This window comes from Actinoplanes sp. NBRC 103695, from assembly GCF_030269485.1.
Classification (GTDB): Bacteria; Actinomycetota; Actinomycetes; order Mycobacteriales; family Micromonosporaceae; genus Actinoplanes.
On the sequence record NZ_BSTL01000005.1, the window covers coordinates 120,326 to 139,020 of the forward strand.

Consider the following 18,695-nt stretch of genomic DNA (forward strand, 5'->3'; position numbering starts at 1 on the left):
ATCACAGCCCCTCCCGCGTCGAAGCCTTGGCGGCCGGCTTCGACCGGACTGCCGCGGACGCCGCCTGGTCGCCCATCCGCAGCTGCGCCGCCTCGTCCACGTGTCCCCGGTCGGGGCGCTGCCCGCCGTCCAGGTCGGCGATGGTCCATGCCAGGCGCAGCACGCGGTCCACGCCGCGGACCGAGAGCCGGCCCTGGTCGAGGCCGACGCGCAGAGCTCTGGTGTCGGTGTTCGGCAGGCGCCACGGCTTGCGGCGCAGCTGCGGTCCCGGCACCTCCGAGTTGGTCCGCCAGCCGTCCGCCGACCATCGAGCGGCCGCCGCGGCGCGGGCCTTGACGACCCGTTCGGCGACGATCACCGATGACTCGGTCGGCTCCTCGGCGGTCATCAGCTGAGCCGCGCTCAGTGCGGGCAGGCTGATCTGGATGTCGATGCGATCCAGCAGCGGACCGGAGAGGCGGGCCAGGTATCGCCGGCGGACCGCGGGCGGGCAGATGCAGGCCTGGTCACCGGCGGGCTGGGCGCACGGGCAGGGATTGGCCGCGATGACCAGTTGGACGCGCGCCGGGAACTCGGTCGTCTCCTTGGCCCGGGCGATCACCACCCGCCCGCTCTCCAGCGGCTGCCGCAGCGCTTGAAGCGTCGTGGTGGCGATCTCGCCGGCTTCGTCCAGGAAGAGCACGCCGCGATGCGCCAAGGACAGCGCCCCCGGCTTGGCGACGCCTACGCCGCCTCCGACCAGGGATGGCGTGCTCGCGGTGTGGTGCGGCGACTGGTACGGCGCGCGTCTGGTCAGTGGCGAGTTCGCCGGCAGCACCCCGGCGACCGACTGGATCGCGGTCACCTCCAGCGCTGCCTCGTCGTCCAGCTCCGGCAGGATCCACGGCAGCCTTTCGGCGAGCATCGTCTTGCCCGCCCCGGGTGGACCGAAGAACGCGACATGGTGCCCGCCGGCCGCCGCCACCTCGATCGCGTACTTGCCGAGCTGCTGTCCGGTGATGTCCGCGAGGTCCGGTCCGGGGGCGGAGGGTGGCGGTTCGGGAAGATCCGGCAGGTCGAGCAGCTGTGTCTCGCCGCGCAGGAACGAGATCAGTCGCGCGAGGGTGTCGACCGCGCGCACGTCCACGCCGGGCACCGCCATGGCTTCGCGCGCGTTGGCCATCGGGACGACGACGCGGGCCAGCCCGTGTCCGACGGCCGCGGCGACCATCGGCAGGACGCCGCGTACGGAGCGGGCGCCGCCGTCCAGGCCGAGTTCACCGAGTAGCACCACCCCGTCGAGCGGAGCGGCCGGCAGATCACCCGCGGCGGTGAGCAGGGCGCAGGCGATGGCCAGATCGAAGCCGGACCCGTGCTTGGGCATCGTGGCCGGCTGAAGGTTGACCGTGATCCGCCGCTGCGGCCACGTATGCCCGGAGTTGACCACGGCGGCCCGGACCCGCTCGCGGGCCTCGTTCAGCCCTTTGTCCGGCAGCCCGGTCAGCACCACGGCGGGCAGCCCGGACGCCAGGTCGGCCTCGACCTCGACGATCCGGCCCCGCATACCGACCAGGCCGGCGCAGAGCACGCGTGCGTACCCCATGTCAGAACGCCGCCCGGATGTGCTCGACGAGGACCCCGTCGCGGTGGTGCATGAGCACCTCGACGACGTCGAAGCGCAGTTCGCGCGGGTGCTGCCCGGTTTCGACGAGCCACCGGACGGCCAGTTTGCGCAGCCGGCGCACCTTCGCCGTCCGGATGGCCTCGGCCGGGCTGCCGAAGGCGTCGCCGCGCCGGGTCTTGACCTCGCAGAACACGACGTCGGGGCCGTCCTGCAGGATGAGGTCGACCTCGCCGTCGGAGCATCGCCAGTTGCGGTCGAGGACGACCAGCCCGGCGGCGGTCAGATACCGCTCCGCGACGCGTTCGCCGTACTCTCCGACCGCTTTTCGCACCTTTGTCATGGCGGCAACGGTGGTGTGGCGGGACTCGGATCGGGCGAGGGCTGTGGACAGAGAGCTACTGTGGACAACCGCTCAGTGATCGGCCCGATGTGATAACCGGTCAGCTGTGGCGTCGCCGGGCGCGGTCCCCTATGTTCCCATCTCGTGGACGGAAACCGCCGCTACGCCGATGAGCCGGCGCCCAGTTGGTACACGGGGCAGAGTTCGGTCCCTTCCGGCAATCCGTACGACTCGGGCGTGCACGACCGGCCGAGCGGCGCTTTCCGGCTGGACGGCCCGCCCTCGCCCTACCCGGTCGCCGATCCGGCGTCGACCGGGAGCCACGCGCTGCCCGTGCCCGAGGGGTCAGGTCAGGGGCAGACCCGTGCTCCGGTACGCGGTCCCGAGTATCCCGCCGTCCGGCCGCCGGGTGGCACGTCCCTGGCCGACGCACCGCCCGCGGGCGCCTACGGCAGCCCGCAGCGGGGCATGGCGCCCTACGAAGAGGCGACCAGCGTGGTGCCGCCGATGAACCGGTACCAGACGGAGTCGCGCCCCGGCACCCGGATGTTCCGTACCCGTCGTCCGGTTTCCGCCATCCTGGTGGTGGCCGTCACCGCCGTCCTGATGATCCCGACGATCATGCTGCTGATCAATGCCACCTTCGGCGACGGTCCGATGCTGGCCCGGGGTGTGATCCCGGCGGTGCTGCTCACCCTGGGTCTTCCGCTCACCGGCGGCGGCCTGTACGCGCTGGCCGGCGGCGCCCCGCCCACCCGTGAGACCTGGTTGCGCCCGCCGCACGTGTATCTCCCGATCGGCCTGCTGGTGCTGATCGCCGCCGGACTAGGGGCGGCATAGGCGGCCGGCTCCGAGGGCGTATGCTGGGTTTCGGCGACCGCCTCGTGCGGTCGACCTCGCGCGCCCTCTGCACGCCACTCACCGACTTCCCGCCGGTGATGTGACGCAGCGGCGGCCCTCCCTGGTCTCGAGTTCATCGGGTCCTCCTGCGGCCGACGACCGGGCGCCAGGACGCCCACCGCCGGTGAGCGTGACAACCAGGGAAATATAGGGAGCAATCCACCATGGCCGTCGTGTCCATGCGTCAGCTGCTGGAAAGCGGTGTCCACTTCGGGCACCAGACCCGGCGCTGGAACCCGAAGATGAAGCGCTTCATCTTCACCGAGCGCAACGGTATCTACATCATCGACCTGCGCCAGACCCTCGACTACATCGAGAAGGCGTACGCGTACGTGCGGGGCACCGTCGCCGAGGGTGGCCACATCCTCTTCGTCGGCACCAAGAAGCAGGCCCAGGAGGCCATCGCCGAGCAGGCGACGCGCGTGGGCCAGCCGTACGTGAACCACCGCTGGCTGGGCGGCATGCTGACCAACTTCCAGACGGTCTACAAGCGCCTGCAGCGGATGAAGGAGCTCGAGGGCCTGGGTGACCTGACCGGCACCGCCCCCGGGTACACCAAGAAGGAGACCCTGCAGCTCTTCCGTGAGAAGACCAAGCTCACCAAGACGCTGGGTGGCCTGCGGGACATGACCAAGGTGCCGTCCGCGATCTGGGTGGTCGACACCAAGAAGGAGCACATCGCCGTCGACGAGGCCCGCAAGCTGGGCATCCCGGTGATCGCCGTGCTCGACACCAACTGCGACCCGGACGAGGTCGACTTCCCGATCCCGGGCAACGACGACGCGATCCGTTCGGCCGAGCTGCTCACCCGGGTGATCGCCACCGCCGTCGCGGACGGTCTGATCGCCCGCTCCGGCCGCAACCGCGGTGACGCCGACGTCAAGCCCGAGCCGGGCGCCGTCGCCGCCGGCGAGCCGCTGCCGGAGTGGGAGCGCGACCTCTACGAGGGCGCTGAGAAGAAGGCCGCCGACACCGAGGCCGCTCCGGCTGCCGAGGCCGCTCCGGCCGCTGAGGCCGCTCCGGCTGCCGAGGCTGCTGAGGCTGCTCCGGCCGCGGAGGCCGCCCCTGTCGCGGAGGCTGCCGCCCCCGCCGCCGAGGCCGAGCCGGTCGCCGCCGCGAAGGCCGCCGAGTAATCCCAGAGCCGACAATCTAGAGAGCGAGTCATGGCTAACTACACCGCCGCGGATGTGAAGAAGCTCCGCGACCTCACCGGCGCCGGGATGATGGACTGCAAGAAGGCGCTCGTCGAGTCGGACGGTGACTTCGACGCGGCCGTCGAGTTCCTGCGCGTCAAGGGCGCCAAGGACGTCGGCAAGCGGGCCGGCCGGACCGCCGCGAACGGCATCGTGGCGCACTCCGGCAAGGCGCTTCTCGAGCTCAACTGCGAGACCGACTTCGTCGCCAAGACCGAGGACTTCGTCGCCCTGGGTCAGCAGCTCGTCGAGCTGGGCGCGGCGAACAAGGTCGCCGACGCGGCCGCGCTGAGCACCACGACGCTGCCGGACGGCCGTACGGTCGCCGACGCGATCCAGGACTTCTCGGCCAAGATCGGCGAGAAGATCGTGCTCAACCGGTTCGCCGAGGTGGAGGGCAACGCCGCCGTCTACCTGCACCGCAAGGCGCAGGACCTGCCGCCGCAGGTGGGCGTCCTGGTCGAGTACTCGGGCAAGGACGACGAGGCCGCCGACGCGGACGCTCGCGGCATCGGGATGCAGATCGCCGCGATGCGGCCGAAGTTCCTGAACCGCGACGCGGTCCCCGCCGAGACGGTGGAGTCGGAGCGCCGGATCGCCGAGCAGACCGCTCGCGAGGAAGGCAAGCCCGAGCAGGCACTGCCCAAGATCATCGAGGGCCGGGTGAACTCCTTCTTCAAGGACTTCGTCCTGCTCGAGCAGCCGTCGGTGACGGACAACAAGAAGACGGTGGCCGCGGTCGCCAAGGAGGCCGGGATCGAGATCACCCGGTTCGTCCGCTTCGAGGTCGGCCAGGAGTAAGAGCACCACAAAGCTCCGAACGGACAGGGAGGTCGGGCACGCGATTCTGCGCCCGGCCTCCTCGTCACATAGGGTCTCTGCAGTAGCCGGTTGGGGAAGGCGGATCTGATGACGATGGTGACCGAGCAGGCCGTTCGGATCGACGATCCAGCGCCGCCCGTGCGCCCGCGCCGGGTCGTGCTGAAGATGTCCGGCGAGGTCTTCGGCGGCGGCCAGGTCGGCGTCGATCCGGACGTCGTGCAGGGCATCGCCCGGCAGATCGCCACCGTGATCAGGCGCGGCGTTCAGGTCGCGGTCGTGATGGGTGGTGGCAACTTCTTCCGGGGCGCCGAGCTGCAGAAACGCGGCATGGACAGGTCCCGGGCCGACTACATGGGCATGCTCGGCACGGTGATGAACTGTCTCGCGCTGCAGGACTTCCTGGAGAAGGAAGGCATCGAGACGCGGGTGCAGACCGCGATCACGATGGCCCAGGTCGCCGAGCCGTACATTCCGTTGCGCGCCATCCGGCACCTGGAGAAGGGCCGCGTGGTCATCTTCGGTGCGGGCGCCGGCATGCCGTACTTCTCCACCGACACGGTCACCGCGCAGCGCGCGCTGGAGATCCACGCCGATCTGGTGCTGATGAGCAAGAACGGCGTCGACGGCGTGTACACCGCCGACCCGCGTACCGACCCGACCGCGCGCAAGATCGAGACGATCACCTTCGCCGGGGTCATCCAGCAGGGTCTCCGGGTGGCCGACCAGGCCGCCTTCAGCCTGTGCCAGGAGAACGACCTGCCGATGCTCGTCTTCGGCGCCCAGGGCGACGACACGATCGTCCGCGCGGTCAGCGGCGAGAAGATCGGTACCTTGATCACCGCCGAGCAGCAGGACCACTGAGCAACTGAGCAGCAACGAGCCAAGGAGGCGACGGCGGTGATCGAGGAGACCCTCTTCGAGGCCGAGGAGAAGATGGAGAGCGCGGTCGAGCACGCCAAGGAGGAGTTCGCCGCGATCCGGACGGGACGCGCCACACCGGCGATGTTCTCGAAGATCGTCGTCGACTACTACGGCGCTCCGACCCCGGTCACCCAGATGGCGTCGGTCGGTGTGCCGGAGCCGCGCATGGTCATCGTCAAGCCGTACGACCAGTCGCAGCTCGGCCCGATCGAGCGCGCCATCCGCGATTCCGACCTCGGGGTGAACCCCAACAACGAGGGCACCCAGCTGCGCATCCACCTGCCGCAGATGACCGAGGAACGCCGCCGCGAGATGATCAAGGTCGCCCGCGGCAAGGCGGAGGAAGGCCGGGTCGCCATCCGTAACGTCCGCCGCAAGGCCAAGGAGCAGCTGGACCGTCTGGTCAAGGACGGCGAGGCCGGCGAGGACGACGGCCGCCGCGCGGAGAAGGAGCTCGACGACGTCACCCACAAGTACGTGGCCGTCGTCGACGATCTGGTGAAGCACAAGGAATCAGAACTGCTCGAGGTCTGATGTCGTACCTCGATCCCCGTGGCGGAACGCCCAACCCAGGCGATGGCCCGTCCTCCCCGGACGGGCCGGGGGCTTACGCCGCCTACTGGGCGCCCGCCGCGGAGGAGCCGGCACCGGTCGGGCCGGCACCTGTCGCCCCGGCCTGGGACGCGCCGACCGCCGCGACCTCGACCTCGGAGGCCGAGTACGAGTTGACCGCCGGACCGCGTGGCGGCAAGGGCAAGCGCCGGGCCAACCCCAAGACCTCCGGCCGGGCCGGGCGCAACCTGCCCGCCGCCCTCGCCGTCGGCACCGGTCTCGGCCTCACCGTGCTGGCTTCGCTGGTGATCTGGCGGCCCGCGTTCCTCGCCGTGATCGCCGCGGCGGCCACCGTCGGCATCTGGGAGATGGTCCGCGCCCTGCGGGTCACCGGTGCCGAGCCGCCGATGGTCCCGCTGATCGGCGGCGGCCTGCTGATGACCGGCCTGGCCTGGTTCGCCGGTGAGGACGCGGTCGTCTTCGGCCTGGTGATCACCGTGCTCGCCGCGATCGTGTGGCGGCTGGCCGACCGGCCGAGACAGTTCCGCGTCGACTTCCGCGCCAGCCTGCTGATCGCGGTGTACGTGCCGTTCCTGATCAGCTTCGCCGTGCTGCTGGTGCAGCCCGAGGACGACGGGCCGTGGCGGGTGCTGTGCGTGCTGATCGCGGTGATCCTCTCCGACACCGGCGGGTACGCGGCCGGCGTCTTCCTCGGCAAGCACCCGATGGCCCCGGCGATCAGCCCGAAGAAGTCCTGGGAGGGCTTCGGCGGCTCGGTGACCGCGGCGGCGCTGGGCAGCGGCCTGCTGCTCTACTTCCTGCTCGACGCGGAAGTCTGGTGGGGCCTGCTGTTCGGCGCGGTGATCGCGGTCGTCGCGGTGGTCGGCGATCTGGCCGAGTCGATGCTCAAGCGGGACCTCGGTATCAAGGACATGAGCCAGCTCCTGCCCGGCCACGGCGGCCTGATGGATCGGCTGGACTCGATCCTGTTCGCGGTGCCCACGGCGTATGTGCTGCTGACGCTGATCGCGCCGCCGGGGTAAGCGATGAGTGACGACATGCCCGAGCGTGGGAGACTGGAAGCGCCATGACGACTCTTCCGGTCATCCCGACCAGTCCCGACTCGCCGGACGCTGTGCGTACGCGCCGTCGAGCCAGCATGCCCCCACGCCACCTGGCCGATCTCGATCTGGCCGGCCGTCAGGCCGCCGTCAAAGGTCTCGGCGAGCCGGCCTTCCGTGCCAAGCAGATCTCCACCCACTACTTCGGCCGGCTGGTCCGTGACGCCGGCGCGATGACCGACCTGCCCGCCGCCTCGCGGGAACGGCTGACCAGCGACCTGCTGCCCACCCTGCTCACCCCGGTGCGCGAGCTGGCCTGCGACGACGGCGCCACCCGCAAGACCCTGTGGCGGCTGCACGACAACGCGCTCGTGGAGAGCGTGCTGATGGGCTACCCCGACAGGATCACCGCCTGTGTCTCCAGCCAGGCCGGCTGCGGCATGGCGTGCCCGTTCTGTGCCACCGGCCAGGCCGGCCTGACCCGCAACCTCTCCATCGCCGAGATCGTCGACCAGGTCGTCTATCTCGCCGGGGTGGCCGCGTCGGGTGCGGTCACCGGCTCACCGCCGCGGTTGTCCCGGGTCGTCTTCATGGGCATGGGCGAGCCGCTGGCCAACTATCCGCGGGTGCTCGAGGCGGTTCGCCGGCTCACCGCGCCGGCGCCGGAGGGCCTCGGGCTGTCGCAGCGGCACATCACCGTGTCGACCGTGGGGCTGGTGCCCGCAATGCGCCGGTTGATTGCGGAAGAGCTTCAGGTGACCCTTGCACTCTCACTGCACGCCCCCGATGATGATCTGCGCGATGAGCTAGTGCCCGTCAACCAGCGTTGGAAGGTGGCCGAGGTGCTCGGAGCCGCGTTCGACTACGCGGCGCAGACGGGACGCCGGATCTCCATCGAGTACGCCCTGATCAGGGACGTAAACGATCAGCCCTGGCGCGCCGACCTGCTTGGCAGGCTGCTGCGCGGCAAGCTGGCCCATGTGAATCTCATCCCGCTGAACCCGACTCCGGGCAGCAAGTGGGATGCCAGCCCGAAGCCGGTCGAACGGGAGTTCGTCGCCCGGCTCCGGGCGGCCGGTGTGGCGACGACGGTCCGGGACACCCGGGGCCGCGAGATCGACGGCGCCTGCGGCCAGCTGGCCGCGGGCGAGGTGACGGCGGAGGGCGCTGGGGGCCTCACCGCCGACGCGGAGGTGGCACAGTGACTGGGCCGAGTACCCAGCAGCAGGATTGGGAGACGTTGTGACGAGTCAGGGGCAGCGTTTCCGTCGGCGCGCGCTGCGGCGCGGCTACAAGGTGGATGAGGTCGACAGCTTCCTCGACCGGGTGGAGGCGACCCTGGCCGGCGAGCAGGTCGGACCGCCGGTCGGCGCTCAGGAGGTGCACGACGTCGTCTTCCGGGTGCGCTTCGGCGGATACGACGAGTGGCAGGTCGACCTGCACCTGGACCGGGTGGAGCGGCAGCTCGCCGAGTTCGAGGAGCGCGGCGGCGGGCGCTCACCCGACCCGCGCATGGCGCCCGAGCCGATGCGTGGCGGTGGCGGTGGCATGCCGGTCGACCGGATGGGCCCGTCGATGGGCGCCGGGATGAGCCGAGGCGCCCCGCCCACCGAGCGCATCCAGATGCCCCCGCAGATGCCGCAGCGCCAGCAGCAGCAGTTGCCGCCGCCCCCGGCGCCGGATCCGAGCTACGACCCGGCCTACGGCCGTGGCGGCTACGACGAGCCTTCGTACGGCGGCCAGCGCGGCCAGATGGGCCCCGGCGGTCCCGGCCCCGGCCCCGCACCGGGCGGCTACGACACCGGCCAGTACGAGGCGTTCGAGCCGGGCCGGCACGGCAAGGCGGACATGACCGCCGAGATCCGGATGCCGGAGCGCGACCGTGGCGGCTACGGCGGCCCGGCCCCGATGAGTGGCCCGCCGGCGCCGATGAGCGGCCCGCCCTCCCCGATGAGCGGCCCCCCGATGGGTGGCGGCCCCGGCATGGGTGGCGGTGGCCCGAACGGCGAGCTCTACCGGGTGGACCAGTTGCGGCGGACGTTCCAGCCGCGGCGGTTCGGCAGCGGGTACGACCCCATGCAGGTGGATCGGCTTTTCGAGAGCATCCTGCAGGCGATGTCCGGGCGCGGCCCGATGCCGGTCCCCGAGAACGAGCTCGACACGCTGCAGTTCGGGCTGGTTCCGGGCGGCTACTTCGAGGCCGAGGTCGACGCCGCGCTGCGCGAGGTGAAAGACATCCTGCTCCGGCGCCGGTGATGTGACCGCGTAAGGCCGGTGATGTGACTGCGTAAGAAGGGGCCCCTCAAGGGCCCCTTCTTCGTCTTACTGGTCGTTGGCCTTGAGGCCGTTACGGCGCAGAACGGCGTCGGCGATCACCGCGCCGACCAGGGCCAGCGCGGTGAGGACGAGGAAGATGTTCTCGGTGTTGCCCTCGTGGTTGCCCCAGAAATACATCAGGATGATCACGGCCGAGCCCAGCGCGCCGCGCCGAGCCCATTTGCGGTTGCCCGGCTTGAGCTGATCGGGAGCGTAAACCGGCTCTTCTGCCACGACTCGGTCCTCCTGCGGCGGGGAAGCGTTTCTCCCGGTCATTTTCGCACGGCGGCTCCGCGCGCAGCCCACCAACCCGGACCCGGTACCTTCGATGCCGTTGGGACACCCGGAGCGAGGGAGAGCAACGGTGCGGATCACGGGCACTGGGCACGCGAGCATGCGGATCGACACGGCCGCGGGCAGCATTCTGTGCGATCCGTGGGTCAACCCGGCGTTCTTCGCCTCGTGGTTCCCCTTTCCGGACAACTCCCTGCTCGACTGGGACACGCTGGGTGACGTCGACTACCTGTACGTGTCGCACCTGCACCGGGACCACTTCGACGCGCAGAACCTGAAGCGGCACATCAGCAAGAAGGCGACGGTGCTGCTGCCGGAGTACCCGACCAGCCAGCTCGAGGACGAGCTGCGTGACCTGGGCTTCACCAGCTTCCTGAAGACGAAGTCGAACCAGGTGCACGAGCTCGACGGTGGACTGAAGGTGATGATCCAGGCGCTGATCAGCCCGACCGACGGCCCGATCGGCGACTCGGCGCTGTGGGTGGAGCACGACGGCATCCGGGTGCTCAACCAGAACGACGCCCGCCCGGCCGACCTGACCACGTTCGCCGAGCTGGGCCACGTGCACGCGCACCTGCTGCAGTTCTCCGGCGCGATCTGGTACCCGATGGTCTACGAGCTGCCGCAGAACGCGAAGACGGCGTTCGGCAAGCAGAAACGCGACCGGCAGTTCGACCGGACCTGGCGCTACATCGACGACCTCAAGGCGTCGTACGTCTTCCCGATCGCCGGCCCGCCGTGCTTCCTCGACGACGACCTGTGGCAGTTCAACGACATCCACGGCGACGAGGGCAACATCTTCCCGGACCAGTCGGTGTTCATGTCGGAGTACGCGAAGGTCGGCGGCACCAACGGCGTCGTCCTCCTGCCCGGCAGCGTCTCCTCGCTCACGCAGGACACCTGCGAGACCACGCACCCGACCGACGTCGACGAGTTCTTCGCGAACAAGGCCGTGCACCTCGAGGAGATGCGCGAACGCAAGCGGCCGGTCATCGAGGCGGAGAAGGCGTCCTGGCGGCACCCCGAGATCGACGTGCTGGGCGAGCTGAAGAAGCGCATCGAGCCGCTGCTCGAGGAGTCGCTGTTCATGGCCAACGGCGTCGGCGGCCCGGTCCGCTTCGACCTGACCGACTCGTTCGGCCCCGGCGGCGAGGTCCTCGAGTCGATCGTCGTGGACTTCCCCGGCAAGCAGGTCAGGCCGTACGCGGACGAGAAGGTCCGCTACCGCTTCAAGACCGGCCGCGCCCTGATCGAGCACCTGATCCACATCGACGAGGGTGACTGGGTCAACTCACTCTTCCTGTCCTGCCGCTTCTCCGCGGCCCGGATCGGGCAGTACAACGAGTTCGTCTACTCGTTCTTCAAGTGCCTGTCCGAGGAGCGCCTGCAGTACGCCGAGGGCTGGTACGACGAGCACGAGCGCTCGGTCGACGCCGAGGACACCGAGATCGGCGACTGGAACGTGCAACGCCGCTGCCCTCACCTGAAGGCGGATCTGTCGCGCTTCGGCGTCCTCGACGGCAACACCCTGACCTGCCAGCTCCACGGCTGGAAATTCGACCTGCCCAGCGGCCGCTGCCTCACGAGCGTCGGCCACAAGATCCGCGCCGAGAAGCGGGACTAGACACGACCTAGCGCCCCAGGTCCTTGAGGATGCGCATGGCGGCGTTGTGGCCGCCGGCGCCGATGACGCTGCCTGCCGGATGGGTGCCGGCCGAGCCCGCGTAGAGGCCGTCGAGGCCGGTCGCGTAAGGCATTCGCTGGTCGAAGGCGACCGTGTTGTCGACGTGGTGGATGTGGCCGCCGGTGATGCCGAAGTGCCGCTCGATGCCGGGCGGGGTGAGCGGCATCGTGTCGGCGACCAGGTCGCTGGTGCCGGGCGCGTACTTGTCGCAGACGGCCAGCAGTTTCTCGACGTAGCCGGGCAACGCCTCGTCCCACGTGGTGCCCGCGAGCTCGTAGGGCACCGACTGCACGAACAGCGCCGACGAGTGGTGGCCGTCGGCGTCCCGCAGGCTCGGGTCGACCGTGGTGTGCAGGTACCACTCGATGGTCGGCTCCTCGGGCAGCCGCCCGGCCTGCACGTCGGCCCACATCGCCCGCAGCGCGGCCATCGGGGACTCCGCGTCCTGGCCGGAGAGCGCGGCCGAGCCGGGCAGCAGGTGGATGGTCGAGCCGAACGGCGACGGCGCGTCCGCCGGGAGGCAGGAGAAGACCGGCAGGTCGCGCAGAGCCAGGTTGACCTTCATGGTGGTGCCCGGCTTCCGCACGGCCGCCATGTGCTCGGTCAGCGATGCCGGCAGCGCGCCCTCGGGCACGAGAGACAGCAGCCGGAACGGGTCACAGGCGCCCAGCACGACGGTCGCTGCCACGGACGAGCCGTCGGCCAGGACCACGCCGCTCGCCGCGCCGCCGTCCACGGTCACCGCGCTCACCGGCGTACCGGTGAAGATCTTGGCTCCTGATGCCCGTGCCGCGTCGGCGAAGGTGCGTGACACCGTGCCCATGCCGCCGGCCGCGATCATCCAGGTGCCGTCCGCACCGGGCAGCCGGCACATGTTGTGCGCCAGGAAGTTGTGGCCGGTGCCGGGGTCGTCCGGTCCCGCGTTCAGGCCGGAGATGCCGTCGGTCACCGCGTACATGCTCATCAGAAGCTCGGACTTGAAACCGAAGCGTGCGAGGTAGTCGGCGACCGACCCACGCACCAGGTCGATGAACGTGCTCTGCAGCGACGGGCGGATGTACCGGTCGGCGATCTGCTCGACCGAGCCCGGCTCCCGCAGCCAGGCCGGAGCCAGGTCGGCGCGCAGCGCCGCCACCTCGACCGCCATCGCCTCGTCGGCGGCCACGTCGCGCGGCGAGAAGAACCGCTCCATCTGCGCGCGGGTGGCCGCACGGTCGCTGCCGAACAGCAGGTAGGGCGAACCGGCCGGGCCGGGCGTCGGCAGGAAGTAGTGCGGGTCGCGGCGCAGCACCGGGATGTCCACGTCGAGGATCCGCAGCAGCTCCGGCGGCATCAGGCCGAGCAGATAGGACCCGGTGGACTGGCCCAGGCCGGGCACCCGGGGGAACGGGTGCTCGGTGCGGGTGGCGCCGCCCAGCACGTCGGCTGCCTCCAGCACCACCACGTCCAAACCGGCGCGGGCGAGCAGGATCGCCGACACCAGACCGTTGTGGCCCGACCCGATGATGACCACGTCGGCACGCTGTGGAAGAGACGTCATGGCTGGACCCTAGCGCTGAAATCCGGCTCACGTTCGAGGCTGTGGATAACGGACGTCCAGTAGGTTGACGGCATGTTCGGGTGGTGGGGACGCACCGTCGTCCGCGTACGGAAATGGGTGATCCTCGCCGCTCTCGCCCTCATCGCCGTCGGCGCCACCTGGGGTTTCGGTGTCTTCGACGCGCTCACCGGCGGAGGCTACGACGACCCGGACTCGGAGTCCAACCAGGCCGCCGAGGCGATCGCCGAGCGCCTGCACCGGCCCGACCCGGACCTGATCGTGCTCTGGTCCAGCCAGAACAAGACAGTTCAAGACGCTTCGGTACGCGCGGCGATCAGCGCCGCGGTCGCCGGCATCCGGGAGCGGCCCGAGGTGGCGAACGTCTCGAGCTACCTCGACGGGCGGGCACCGGGCCTGATCAGCAACGACGGCCGGGCGACCTACGCACCGATCTGGCTGGCCGGTGACGACGCCGACGCCAAACTGGCCGGGTACGAGGCGATCGAGCCGCATCTGGAGGCGGCCGGACTGCGCACCGACGTGGGCGGCGAGGTGGCGTTCAACCAGCAGGCCAACGAGCAGAGCGAGAAGGACATCACCCGGGCCGAGCTGTTCTCGCTGCCGGTGCTGCTCCTGCTGCTCATTCTGATCTTCCGGGGCGTGGTGGCGGCCCTGTCCCCGCTGATCATCGGCGGGCTCGCGATCCTCGGCGCGTTCGTGGCCGTCCGCGGGCTCACCTATCTGACCGACATCAGCGTCTTCGCGATCAACATCATCACGCTGCTCGGGCTGGGCATGGCGGTGGACTACTCGCTGTTCGTGGTCAGCCGCTTCCGTGAGGAACTGGCGAGCGGGCGGGACGTGCCGGAGGCGATCCGGATCACGGTCGCCACGGCAGGGCGTACCGTCCTGGTCTCGGGTCTGACCATCGTGCTGGCGCTGTCGTCGCTGCTGATCTTCCCCCAGCCCTTCCTGGGCGGCATGGCGATCGGCGGCATGGCCGCCGTGCTGATCGCCATGCTGGCCGCGCTCACCGTGCTGCCCGCGGCGCTGGCCATGCTCGGGCACCGCATCGACCGGCTGCGCATCCCACTGCCGCGCCGCCGCAACGCCGGTCCGCCCGGCGCCGGATGGGCCCGCCTGGCACGCAGCGTGATGCGCCGGCCGGTGCCATACCTACTCGGCGTGCTCGCCCTGCTGGTGGTGTTCGCGCTGCCGTTCACCAGGGTGGAGTTCGGCGGTTTCGACGCTCGCGTGATGCCGGTCGACACCCCCGCGCGGATCGTGGTCGACACGCTGCGCGACGACTTCCCGGGCGGTGACATCACCCCCATCGATGTGTACGCCCCGGCGGGCAACGCCGAGGCACTGGCCGGGCGCATCGCCGGCCTGCGCGGCGTGACCGACGCCCAGGCCACCGACAAGTCCCTGGTCACCGTCACGACCTCCGACGACCCGAGCTCGGACGCGGCTCGTGAGGTGGTTCGCGAGATCCGCGGCCTGGCACCGGACGCGCTCGTCGGCGGGCGCGCGGCGATCGACCAGGACCTGCTGGAGAGTCTCGCCGAGCGGCTGCCGTACATGGCGCTGATCATGGCGGTGGCCACCATCGTGCTGCTGTTCCTCGCCTTCGGGTCGGTGCTGCTGCCGATCAAGGCGGTGCTGATGAACCTGGTCTCGATCGGCGCGTCCTTCGGCGTGGTGGTGTGGATCTTCCAGGACGGCCGGCTGGAGGGCCTGCTGCGCTTCGAGTCCACCGGTTTCATCGAGCCGAGCAACATGATCCTGGTGCTGGCCGTGCTGTTCGGCCTGGCCACCGACTACGAGGTGTTCCTGCTCTCCCGGGTGCGCGAGGAGTGGGACCGGACCGGCGACAACACCACCGCGGTCGCGACCGGCCTGCAGCACACCGGGCCGATCATCACCGCAGCGGCGCTGCTGCTCATCGTGGTGGTGAGCGGCTTCGCCACCGGCGGCGTCTCGATCGTCAAGATCATCGGCGTGGGCATGATCGTGGCGATCGTGGTGGACGCGACGCTGGTCCGGGCACTACTCGTGCCGGCCACCATGCGCCTGCTGGGCCGCATGAACTGGTGGGCGCCCGGGCCGCTCGGCCGGTTCCGCTCGCCGCTTCTGGAAAGCGCTGGCACTGATCGTGGCGCCGTACCCGACCAGCACGATGATGTGGAACAGGTAGAGCCAGAGGCCGACGGCGACCATGCCACCGATCTCGGTGAAGCCACCGAAGGGAACTCCCAGATCCAGCGGTAGCGAGCAGAACAGCACGAAGCCGTGCAGGAAACCGCTGAGGTTGGCCGCGGTGAATGAGCCGACCAGGACGGTGGCCAGCCACTCCGGGCGGCCGGGGGCGAGGTAGCGGTAGACCCAGATCACCACCGGGGTCAGCACCAGCCAGCACGCCAGGAACGACAGGACCACGCCGCCGACCGCGTACCAGCCGCCGCGCACCCACAGCCCGCTGGTCACCGGCAGGGCGATGAAGGCGGCCAGGAGCAGGGCCGGCGCGGCGGCGAGCAGCGGCAGCCAGAGGATCCGGCCACGCCAGCCGATCAGGGACTCGTCCTTCTCCCGGATCGAGACGAAGGCGCGGCGCAGGCCCTCGCCGTACAGGGTGGCCGGGAGCAGGCTGACCAGCGCGAGCCAGGGCGTCAGGTGCAGGCCGGCCTCGATCAGCGCGGACAGCGCCCGGGGTGCGCCGATCGCGTCGGGCAGCGCGGCGATGGTGTGCCCGGTCAGCCGCCGCACCCGGTCGGCGCCGGTCACCAGGCCGGTCACCCAGATCGCCAGCAGGCACGCCGGCACCACCGCGACGCCGGCGAAAAAGGTGACCGCGGCGGCGTGCAACGACACGTCCCGGCCCCGGAGCGGACGGAACACTGCTTTCAGGGTCGTCAGCACGCCGGCGCTTTCCAGGTCGTTAGCACGCTGGCCTGATACCCAGTTGTCCACAGGGTGACTCGGCGATTCGACGTCATCCGGGAAGATGGTGCCCATGCGGGAGTTAGTGCTGCTCGGGTCGACCGGTTCGATCGGGACTCAGGCCATCGACATCGTCCGGCGCAACCCGGACAGGTTCCGCGTGGTCGCGCTCGGCGCCGGCGGCGGCAACGTGGAGATGCTCGCCCAGCAGGCCCTGGAGCTGGCCGTCGAGGTGGTCGGTGTGGCGCGCTCGTCGGTCGTGCAGGACCTCCAGCTCGCCTTCTACGCCGAGGCGCAGCGGCGGGGGTGGGCCAGCGGCGACTTCCGGCTGCCCAAGATCGTGGCCGGGCCGACGGCGATGACCGAGCTGGCCGAGTGGCCCTGCGACGTGGTGCTCAACGGCGTGGTGGGCAGCCTCGGGCTCGCGCCCACGCTGGCCACGCTGCGCGCCGGGCGCACGCTCGCGCTGGCCAACAAGGAGTCGCTGGTCGCCGGTGGGCCGCTGGTCCGGGCCGCGGCGGCGCCCGGGCAGATCGTCCCGGTCGACTCCGAGCACTCGGCGCTCGCGCAGTGCCTGCGCGGCGGGCGCCGCGACGAGGTGCGCCGGCTGGTGCTGACCGCGAGCGGGGGAGCGTTCCGCGGGCGTACGCGGGACGATTTGACGCATGTCACACCGGAGGACGCGCTCAAGCACCCGACGTGGGACATGGGCCCGGTCGTCACGATCAACTCGGCCACCATGGTGAACAAGGGGCTCGAGGTGATCGAGGCGCACGAGCTGTTCGACGTGCCGTACGCGGACATCGAGGTGATGGTGCACCCGCAGTCGGTGCTGCACTCGCTGGTCGAGTTCACCGACGGCTCCACGCTCGCCCAGGCCAGCCCGCCGGACATGCGCCTGCCGATCGCGCTGGCGCTGGCCTGGCCCGATCGGGTGCCGTCGGCCGCCCCGGCGGTGGACTGGACCGAGGCGCACAACTGGGAGCTCCGACCGCTCGACGACGACGCTTTCCCGGCCGTCCGGCTGGCGAAGCGGGCGGGCGAGGCCGGCCACCTGCTACCCGCCGTCTACAACGCGGCCAACGAAGAGTGTGTGGCCGCGTTCGTGTCCGGTCGGCTACCTTTTCTGGGCATCGTCGACACCTTGGAACGGGTGCTCGCGGCGGCGCCCGGGTTTGCCGATCCGAGTACCGTCGACGACGTGCTGACCGCGGAGGCCTGGGCGCGCGCCCAGGCGCAGCGGATGATCGCGACTGCGGCAGAAGGAGCCTGATGCTGTATTGGGTGGGTGTGGTGGCGTTCGCGCTCGCCATCCTGATCTCGGTGAGTCTGCACGAGGCGGGCCACATGATCACGGCCAAGCGGTTCGGGATGAAGGTCAGCAAGTACTTCGTCGGGTTCGGCCCGACGGTGTTCTCCTTCAAGCGCGGCGAGACCGAGTACGGGTTGAAGTGGATCCCGCTCGGCGGCTTCTGCAAGATCGTCGGGATGACGCCGCAGGACGACGACGTCGACCCGGCCGACCAGCCGCGCGCGATGTGGCGGTTCCCGGTGTGGAAACGGACGATCGTGATGGCGTCCGGCTCGATCACCCACTTCCTGCTGGCACTGGTGGCGATGTGGTTCGCGGCGGTCTTCGTCGGCCTGCCCAACCCCGCCCTGCCGACCGACGCCGCCGAGCAGCGCGAGGCGCCGGCGCAGATCCAGGTCGGCGACTGCGTGCAGATCAACCTCCGCGAGACGCCGTGCGCCGTGGGGACGAACGGTGACCTCCAGGGCCCCGCGGCCGCCGCCGGGCTCAAGACCGACGACGTCATCACCCGGATCGGCACCACCCCGATCGCCAACTACGGCCAGCTGACCGACACGATCCGGTCGCAGCCGGCCGGCCCGGTCGAGTTCGGCTACACCCGGAACGGGCAGGCCGCCACCACCACGGTCAACCTGGTCTCCGCGCAGCGTCCGCCGCTGGACGACCCGAGCGGCACGGTCAGCCAGGTCGCGGTGGCCGGCATCAGCTGGACCACGACCGAGCCCGGCCTGGTCACCTACGGCCCGGCCGGCGCGTTCGGGGCCACCGGCGAGTACGGCTTGACGATCCTCAAGGGCACGTTCGAGGCGATGAAGCGGATCCCGGAGAAGGTTCCGGCCCTGTGGAACTCGATCACCGGCGACACCCGCGACCCGGACACCCCGATCAGCGTCGTCGGCGCCAGCCGCCTGGGCGGCGAGGCGATCGCCGCCGGTCTGCCGCAGGTGTTCCTGATGATCTTCATCTCGCTGAACATCTTCATCGGCATCTTCAACCTGCTGCCGCTGCTGCCTCTGGACGGCGGCCACATCGCCATCGCATGGTTCGAACGCGCACGTTCGTGGCTCTACTCGAAGCTGAAGAAGCCCGATCCTGGGCGTGTCGACTACTTCAAGTTGATGCCGTTGACCTACGCCGTCATCCTGGTCGGTGGGGCGTTCACCCTGCTCACCATCACGGCGGACGTCATCAATCCGATCTCGATCTTCTCCAGGTGA

16 protein-coding genes and 1 pseudogene are annotated in these 18,695 nt (G+C 70.3%); 12 read left to right on the forward strand and 5 right to left on the reverse strand.

Going from position 1 to position 18,695, the window contains the following annotated elements:
• Window position 1 precedes the first annotated feature (1 nt).
• Both QSK31_RS09470 and QSK31_RS09475 read right to left on the reverse strand, forming a co-directional pair.
• Window positions 2–1,582, reverse strand: a complete 1,581-nt coding sequence (locus QSK31_RS09470) for a YifB family Mg chelatase-like AAA ATPase (protein WP_285682863.1) — start codon at window positions 1,580–1,582, stop codon at window positions 2–4.
• A 1-nt stretch (window position 1,583) separates the two neighbouring features.
• Window positions 1,584–1,943 carry a YraN family protein gene (locus QSK31_RS09475; protein ID WP_285682864.1) on the reverse strand — a complete coding sequence of 120 codons (360 nt, stop codon included), beginning with the start codon at window positions 1,941–1,943 and terminating at the stop codon, window positions 1,584–1,586.
• 144 nt (window positions 1,944–2,087) lie between these two features.
• Here QSK31_RS09475 and QSK31_RS09480 point away from each other — a divergent pair, with 144 nt between their 5' ends.
• From QSK31_RS09480 to QSK31_RS09515, 8 genes are all read left to right on the forward strand, one after another.
• Window positions 2,088–2,783 (forward strand): hypothetical protein, encoded by a 696-nt coding sequence (locus QSK31_RS09480; RefSeq protein ID WP_285682865.1) that lies wholly within the window; start codon window positions 2,088–2,090, stop codon window positions 2,781–2,783.
• A gap of 224 nt (window positions 2,784–3,007) precedes the next feature.
• Window positions 3,008–3,976, forward strand: a complete 969-nt coding sequence (gene rpsB, locus QSK31_RS09485) for a 30S ribosomal protein S2 (protein WP_285682866.1) — start codon at window positions 3,008–3,010, stop codon at window positions 3,974–3,976.
• Window positions 3,977–4,006: 30 nt separating this feature from the next.
• A complete protein-coding gene (tsf, locus tag QSK31_RS09490) occupies window positions 4,007–4,837 on the forward strand; it encodes a translation elongation factor Ts (RefSeq protein WP_285682867.1) in 831 nt (276 codons plus the stop codon).
• Between the two features lie 114 nt (window positions 4,838–4,951).
• Window positions 4,952–5,719, forward strand: a complete 768-nt coding sequence (gene pyrH, locus QSK31_RS09495; RefSeq protein WP_285683311.1) for a UMP kinase — start codon at window positions 4,952–4,954, stop codon at window positions 5,717–5,719.
• Window positions 5,720–5,755: 36 nt separating this feature from the next.
• Window positions 5,756–6,313, forward strand: a complete 558-nt coding sequence (frr, locus tag QSK31_RS09500) for a ribosome recycling factor (RefSeq protein ID WP_285682869.1) — start codon at window positions 5,756–5,758, stop codon at window positions 6,311–6,313.
• Complete coding sequence (locus QSK31_RS09505; protein ID WP_285682870.1) at window positions 6,313–7,374, forward strand: phosphatidate cytidylyltransferase; 1,062 nt, start codon at window positions 6,313–6,315, stop codon at window positions 7,372–7,374. Before frr ends, QSK31_RS09505 begins: the two co-directional genes overlap by 1 nt.
• A 44-nt stretch (window positions 7,375–7,418) precedes the next feature.
• Complete coding sequence (gene rlmN, locus QSK31_RS09510) at window positions 7,419–8,597, forward strand: dual-specificity RNA methyltransferase RlmN (protein ID WP_285682871.1); 1,179 nt, start codon at window positions 7,419–7,421, stop codon at window positions 8,595–8,597.
• A 37-nt stretch (window positions 8,598–8,634) separates the two neighbouring features.
• Window positions 8,635–9,648, forward strand: a complete 1,014-nt coding sequence (locus QSK31_RS09515; protein ID WP_285682872.1) for a DivIVA domain-containing protein — start codon at window positions 8,635–8,637, stop codon at window positions 9,646–9,648.
• 66 nt (window positions 9,649–9,714) lie between these two features.
• On the opposite strand, the gene QSK31_RS09520 is transcribed toward QSK31_RS09515, so the two are convergent.
• A complete protein-coding gene (locus QSK31_RS09520; protein WP_285682874.1) occupies window positions 9,715–9,942 on the reverse strand; it encodes a DUF2631 domain-containing protein in 228 nt (75 codons plus the stop codon).
• A 130-nt stretch (window positions 9,943–10,072) separates the two neighbouring features.
• Here QSK31_RS09520 and QSK31_RS09525 point away from each other — a divergent pair, with 130 nt between their 5' ends.
• The gene (locus tag QSK31_RS09525) at window positions 10,073–11,626 is read left to right on the forward strand and encodes a Rieske 2Fe-2S domain-containing protein (protein ID WP_285682875.1); all 1,554 of its coding nucleotides are present in this window, start codon (window positions 10,073–10,075) and stop codon (window positions 11,624–11,626) included.
• A gap of 7 nt (window positions 11,627–11,633) precedes the next feature.
• On the opposite strand, the gene QSK31_RS09530 is transcribed toward QSK31_RS09525, so the two are convergent.
• Window positions 11,634–13,226 (reverse strand): phytoene desaturase family protein, encoded by a 1,593-nt coding sequence (locus tag QSK31_RS09530; protein ID WP_285682877.1) that lies wholly within the window; start codon window positions 13,224–13,226, stop codon window positions 11,634–11,636.
• Window positions 13,227–13,298: 72 nt separating this feature from the next.
• Here QSK31_RS09530 and QSK31_RS09535 point away from each other — a divergent pair.
• A pseudogene (locus tag QSK31_RS09535) lies at window positions 13,299–15,266 on the forward strand (MMPL family transporter); the annotation flags it as partial.
• Window positions 15,267–15,275: 9 nt separating this feature from the next.
• On the opposite strand, the gene QSK31_RS09540 reads toward QSK31_RS09535, so the two are convergent.
• Window positions 15,276–16,241 carry a YhjD/YihY/BrkB family envelope integrity protein gene (locus QSK31_RS09540; RefSeq protein WP_285682878.1) on the reverse strand — a complete coding sequence of 322 codons (966 nt, stop codon included), beginning with the start codon at window positions 16,239–16,241 and terminating at the stop codon, window positions 15,276–15,278.
• On the opposite strand from QSK31_RS09540, the gene dxr reads away from it, so the two are divergent.
• Both dxr and QSK31_RS09550 read left to right on the forward strand, forming a co-directional pair.
• Entirely contained in the window at window positions 16,231–17,439 is a 1,209-nt protein-coding gene (gene dxr, locus QSK31_RS09545) for a 1-deoxy-D-xylulose-5-phosphate reductoisomerase (RefSeq protein ID WP_285682880.1), read from the forward strand. The genes QSK31_RS09540 and dxr overlap by 11 nt on opposite strands.
• A complete protein-coding gene (locus QSK31_RS09550) occupies window positions 17,439–18,695 on the forward strand; it encodes a M50 family metallopeptidase (RefSeq protein WP_285682882.1) in 1,257 nt (418 codons plus the stop codon). The genes dxr and QSK31_RS09550 overlap by 1 nt, the downstream gene beginning before the upstream one ends.